This window comes from Streptococcus mitis, assembly GCF_002005545.1.
In the GTDB taxonomy this organism is placed as follows: domain Bacteria; phylum Bacillota; class Bacilli; order Lactobacillales; family Streptococcaceae; genus Streptococcus; species Streptococcus mitis_I.
The window spans coordinates 2,086,242-2,092,440 of the sequence record NZ_LBMT01000001.1; the positions used below are offsets into that span (position 1 = coordinate 2,086,242).

Sequence of the window (6,199 nt, forward strand, 5' to 3'; positions counted from 1 at the left end):
ATTGTTACTAATTCCTAATTCAAAAACTGCTTGCAACAAGAACTGTTTTGCATAAAAACCTTGACTTAGTAAAAAGGAAAAATAACGCACTCTACTAAACATTTGAAGATAGGCTTCCTCTGATAATTGTTCCACCAAAAGGTTAGCTTCCTCTAAGTTATCGACTACAAATCCCAATCCTTGCTCTACTATAAAGTCCGAGTTAGACAAGGTAGCAGGAATAATGACAGGGATACCTGCCGCTAAATAAGTACTCAACTTATAAGAAACATTCATACTGTAATAATCGATATTTTGTTCCTCATTTTGATGCGTAGTCCAAACCAGTCCAAATCCACCTTTTGATAACTCTAAGAGCATTTCTTCATCAGTCTTCCATCCCGCAATATGAACTTGATTTGATAAAGAAAACTGTTCTTCATTTGAAAATACAGTTAGCGGAACTGTCCCCTCCCAGTTTTTTAATTCTGGGAAACGGCTTAAATTTCCTGCAAAATAGATTTCTTTTTTAAATATAGGTTCATGTAGGTCCAAATCATGAGGATGATCCCACATTCTTTGAAAAATAATTTTTTTAACATTCAGGCCATTTTGAAGCAGTTTCTCTTTCATAGCTTCTGATGGTAAGATGATACTATCTGCCATGTTGTACAGATTGATATAATCCTGCATCAGAAATTCATTTGCTTTAAACATCAGAGGAATCATATCATGAATAAATATTATGATTTTTACATTGAGAATTTTCAACTTAGTTAAAAATTCTCTTTCAAACTCTAGACCATTCCAAGTAGGTGTTTGAAAAATAACAATGTCTCCTATCGAAACACTTGCTAGAATCCCATCTAATCTTCTACTTCTCTCTTCTACAGTTTCAGCTGATGCATGGTAAAAGTAAATTCCTAACTCTCTAAATCCTAGTTGAGCAGCAATTTTTTGAACAGCATTTTGAGCAATGGTTGCTGTACTTTCTCTAGCCATTCCATATAGATTGGTAATATGGATTTTCATATTTCTAATTGATTCCTTTCGTTGTGTTTAAGATGCAACAACAAATTTAAATTTCTAGGTGTCATTGCTTAATAAAGGATAACAAATCACGACTGTAGTTATAAAAATTTATAATAGAATAAAAAATAATTAAACTAGTATTTTTTAAAATTTCTTCCTCATGATTTTCTGTATTTCTAGCTGAACTTAATCCCTGATTACTTTGATTAATTAACTTAAAGCGACTATCCACTAGATACTCTTCTGCTATTTGTTTCGAATTATCAGTAGAACCATCATTAACCATGATACATTCAAAATTCGGATAAGTTTGTTTTTGAATACTATCCAAGCACTCTCGCAAGTACTCTTCAACATTATATATTGGAACTATAATACTAATTAATTCATCCATAAGCTATGCAATTATTCTCCTAAAAACTGTTTAATGACTTTTACCATTTCCTCTGGCTCTGTTGAAGGCAATATCTGACTTCGATTATTTGTATCATGACTCGTATTCTCAAAAGCAAATATCGGTTTCGATAGGCTGTGAACTTTTGAAATAATATTATCTATTTCTTGATTATGATTGATATCTAGATAAAAATCTAACTTACTTAGCATTTCTTGAGATTGATACGGTGTATAATTGGGATAAAGAGATACATTTAAAAAACGGTTCAACACTTGTACTCTCGGTCCAAAATAACTATGGGCAAAAATATGAAAATGGACATTCGGAAGTTTTTCTACTAGATATTCTATATGTTCCAAACTCTTGCGTATCTGTAAAGATCGCTGTATGAAATAAACTAACTGTTGCAATGTCACTAAACGATGTCGGTTTTGTATCCTTTTCTAACAAAATAGTTTGCCAATCCAAACCATTGTAAAACCACCACAATTCTCTATATCTTGTTTTTAACGAATCATTCCACGGTTTATCTTTACCTTCAAAATGAATAATAGCAGGTTTATAGTTTTCATCCCAACTATTTAAAAACCACTCTGGCTTTTGAGCCCAGTAACCCAATGTATCAAGTCCAACCATAAAATTATAATGAGGAGATACGTTTTTCCACTTATGTTCAAATAATAGATTTAAGACTCCCTGGTCACCATAGACTTCTTGATGTTTTTCTGCAGTTAACTCTAACAGATTTTGACAAATATTATCAGTTTTCCACTTATGAACATTTACCATCATCATTCCTGCATTAAAAATATTTTTATACCACCCATCTGGAACAGCAATTATATAATTTTCTTCAAAATCTTTCTGAAATAACGAATCTATGTTCCTATGAACAATCATATCACAGTCTAAATACAAGGCTCTATCTTCTTTTACAAATTCTGCAATAAAATAGCGAAAATAAGTCATGTACTTGATATGTTCATCAGGAGTAGAAAAATGTTTTACTTTTTCTGCATCAATTTCTATATTCAAAATTTCACAGTTAAGTTTTTCTAATCTCTTCTCCATCAGATAAAACCACTCTTTGGGGATATCTTCATTAAAAATATAGAATTTCAAATCTCTATTATGGTAACAAATAGATTTAATAGTTGTTTCCAATTTGTCACGATAATTATTATCTGCCCCTAAAACGATTGCTTTTTTTGTATCCATAACTCCAAATTATCTTCTTTCTTTTACAACAAGATTCCCATCATTATAAACCACACTGTTTGCCGGAACATCATTGCGTATGAGACAACCGGCTCCGATAATGGTATTATCCCCAATCGTCACTCCTTTTAAAATCGTGACATTACTTCCTATCCAGCAATCTCTTCCAACTATAATTGGTGCTGAAGTCCACTGCCATTTTTCAATTTTTTCAGCTGTGTAGATATGATCATGGTCATAAAAACGGACACCTTCTCCCATCATGGTACCTGCCTCAATTTCAATTCTTTCCATACAGTTAAAACTACAAGAGTTATTGATAAAGACACCATCATGCAAAATCAATTTCCCTCCAGAAATATGGAAATTTCCAAAATTTCTGCAAATGACATTTGTACCTATAATAAAACTAGCTTTATCATCAACTTGGAAAACATTCCAATTACCATCTTGGATGATATTTTCTTGATTATTAACCCCCACTTGGGCTGAATTAATACTATCACGAATCCTACTAACCAATTCATCAGGTCTATTTGCTTCAAAGACTTCCTGTCCTTGATTTCCATGGGCTGTATTGTCAAAAGCCAAGACCATTTTACCAGCCTGCACAAATTTGGAAACAATAGAATTAACTTCTTGAAAATGATTGATATCTAGTAGGAAATCACACATATTCACTAGAAAGTCAATTTGCTGAACAGTTGTAACTGTCACGAGACGAACATTATACCTAGACTCCAGTACTTTTATCTTTTCAGAAAACTGTACAGGAGCTGCAATATGAAAACAAATATCTGGTAAGTTTTCCAAAATGTATTCTAATTGTTCAATCTGATCACTTACAGTTAAGATTAGTGCATCACCTCGCACAGTATTTTTTCTCATCTATTTAACTCTCTTATTCTCTCTATCATTTCTGAAACTTGATCAATCTGATATATTTCTTGGTTCGCTTCATATGATTTAGTATTTTCAAAGGCTAAAATTGGTTTATTTTGGGAAATAAATTGCTCTAATATCTCTACTTCCTTCTCACCATAGTTGATATCTAAAAGAAGCTGACAACTTTCCACCAATTCTCTATCCAATTCCTCTAAAGACACTGTTCCAGAATAGACAGTAACGTTTGGATACACAACAAGTCTAGAAAGATTCTCACTAACGATTACTCTTGCTGCAATCTTAAATTGCACTTCTGGTAAAGCCACTATTAGTGTTTCCAGTTGCTCAATTTGATCTAAAGCTGTATAAATCAAACAAGAAAATGGAACTTTTAGAGGATAGAGATGCAATTTTTTAAGAGAATGTAAATGATGATTTTTCCCCAACTCGGTCCATTCCATATCATGATAATACCACCAAACATCACGATAGGTTTGTCCAGCATGTACCTGCCAAGGCTTTCTCTCTGATAAATAATGGATGATCCCTGGATATTCTTGCCCATCTGGAAAACTATAGTTTGCGAAACGTTCATGAATGACAATATGATTATTATCAAAATCTAGTTCTAGCCATTTATTTTCAAAAAGCATATTTAAAATACTTTGATCAGCCTGATCCACCTTATCATGCCATTCATTGGTTAAATCAATCAACTTTTGAGTTATATGCTCTTGCTTCCAAAAAGCATTATTGATTAATAGAACACCTGCATTAAAGATTTCTCGGCCGAAATAGGCTCTTCCTCCAAAATCTCGAATAGCAGCCAAAGGATAGTTCTGTAAATCTGTAGCAAACAAGTCATCTAGATTTTTCGTTACCACTAAATCGCAGTCTAAGTAAAGAGCCTTATCTTCTTTCACAAAATCAGCCACAAAATAGCGCAGAAAAACAGTGTAACTAATATCCGTTTTATAACGCGAAATTTGTTCAGACGTGACCCGGCAATTAATAATTTCTGAATCAAACTTTTCTAATCGTTTATTTAATTGTTTCAACCATTCATTAGGAAAATCACTATTAATCAGATAAAACCGAATAGAGCGATTATGATAACAAATAGACTTAATAGTCGTCAAGACCTGCTCGACATAGGCATAATTTGCTGCAAGAACAATGGCTTTCTTTTCCTTCTGTTCCTGTATTGATAACTGATTTAAAAGAGTTCTTTTCATTTCAAACTCTTTATACGTTGCTGTATCGGATAAACCACTAGCTTGACCATTCGCGAGACTGACTTCCAACATCTGACGATAAACTGCCAAGTGTTTTTCAAGAGGATAACCCATATTAGCTAGTAGCGTAATACGCTCAGACATAGCATCAACCAAGGCATGCATCCACTTTTCTGTCCAAGTTTTTGTAATACTTCCACTTCTCTGACGATATGCGTACAAACCTTGGTTTAAATAAACTACTTTATTTACATATAAGTACATTTTTTGATTTAAATAACCATCTTCGCCGAGTTTACCTTTATCAAACCGGAGATAATCAAACAATTTCGCTTTATAGAGTTTGCCACAAGCAGATATCAACGCAAAACTCTTCATTTCTTGAGATTCATATAAGTTTTCAAAAATAGAAATATTGTCATATACTTTCTCATAGTAGGAATCCCCATATATATGGAAATAATATGTTTTCTCATCTTCATTGTAAGAATAATAATTTCCAACAGAAATATCTGCCTGATACTCAATTATTTTTTTGTAAAGGATTTCTACATAATCCAATTCAACCCAATCATCAGAATCAATGAAAGTTACATAGGAACCAGTCATCTTGTCCAGACCTACATTTCTCGCTTCTGATAAACCACCATTCTCTTTTTCAATATAGATAATTCGATTATCTTTTTGTGCATACTCTTGACAAATTTCACCCGAATTATCTGTAGAACCATCATTGATTACAATTATCTCAAGATTTTTATAAGTTTGATTAATTAAACTATCCAAACATTTTTCTAGGTAATTTTCAACATTATAAACTGGTACTATTACCGTAATTTTTTCAGTCATGTAGTCGTTCTCCTTTCCTACTATTATAACATTTTTTATGCTATTTTTCTGTCTCCCTTAACTTTTAAAACGCAAAAAATCCCCTGGATGAGTTTTCATCCAAGGGATTCTTCATAAATCGAAATAATAATACTTTCTATGTATTTTTAATCCGATTATTCTTCATCATCACGTTTACGGCGTTTCGCAAACAAACCTAGACCAGTCACGGCTGCCAAAGCTCCAAGGAGTACAGATGATTTGGAAGCTTCTGTACCTGTATTTGGCAATTGCTGTCTTGACTTACCTGTTGATTCTGATGGTGTTTCAGAAGATACTGTGTCTATTGATGCAGATGCACTTGTTGACTCAGACTCAGAGGCTGGTGTGCTTGCACTTGTTGAAACTGATTCTGAGACTGATGTACTTGTTGAAATAGACATAGATACCGATGTTGAGACTGACGTGCTTAGACTTGCTGACTGCGAAGCACTATCACTCAAACTAAAGTCTGGTTTATCAGTACTATCCGGAACTGACATACTTGTTGAAGTCGATTGGCTTACTGACATGCTTGCACTTGTTGATGCTGAGGTAGAGGCTACGGCGCTTGTGCTTGCTGACG

General features: G+C 33.3%; 5 protein-coding genes and 2 pseudogenes. All 7 read right to left on the minus strand.

Annotated features, from left to right (window positions below; genetic code table 11):
• Positions 1-15: 15 nt before the first annotated feature.
• Positions 16-1,011, minus strand: a pseudogene (locus tag QS39_RS11465) (sugar transferase); the annotation flags it as partial.
• 172 nt (positions 1,012-1,183) lie between these two features.
• A pseudogene (locus QS39_RS10480) lies at positions 1,184-1,405 on the minus strand (glycosyltransferase family 2 protein); the annotation flags it as partial.
• An 11-nt stretch (positions 1,406-1,416) separates the two neighbouring features.
• Entirely contained in the window at positions 1,417-1,767 is a 351-nt protein-coding gene (locus tag QS39_RS11470; protein ID WP_257617757.1) for a glycosyltransferase family protein, read from the minus strand.
• Positions 1,703-2,626, minus strand: a complete 924-nt coding sequence (locus QS39_RS10485; protein ID WP_257617748.1) for a glycosyltransferase family 8 protein — start codon at positions 2,624-2,626, stop codon at positions 1,703-1,705. The genes QS39_RS11470 and QS39_RS10485 overlap by 65 nt, the downstream gene beginning before the upstream one ends.
• Before the next feature lie 9 nt (positions 2,627-2,635).
• A complete protein-coding gene (locus QS39_RS10490) occupies positions 2,636-3,514 on the minus strand; it encodes an acyltransferase (RefSeq protein ID WP_077805491.1) in 879 nt (292 codons plus the stop codon).
• Entirely contained in the window at positions 3,511-5,595 is a 2,085-nt protein-coding gene (locus QS39_RS10495) for a glycosyltransferase (RefSeq protein ID WP_077805492.1), read from the minus strand. The genes QS39_RS10490 and QS39_RS10495 overlap by 4 nt, the downstream gene beginning before the upstream one ends.
• A gap of 155 nt (positions 5,596-5,750) precedes the next feature.
• Positions 5,751-6,199 (minus strand): LPXTG cell wall anchor domain-containing protein (locus tag QS39_RS10500; RefSeq protein ID WP_142761271.1); only part of this gene is annotated, 449 nt, incomplete at its 5' end.

Bases quoted from the DNA above. Each gene is read 5' to 3' on its own strand.
- QS39_RS10485 (WP_257617748.1), bottom strand. From the start codon at position 2,626: ATGGATACAAAAAAAGCAATCGTTTTAGGGGCAGATAATAATTATCGT.
- QS39_RS10490 (WP_077805491.1), bottom strand. From the start codon at position 3,514: ATGAGAAAAAATACTGTGCGAGGTGATGCACTAATCTTAACTGTAAGT.
- QS39_RS10495 (WP_077805492.1), bottom strand. From the start codon at position 5,595: ATGACTGAAAAAATTACGGTAATAGTACCAGTTTATAATGTTGAAAAT.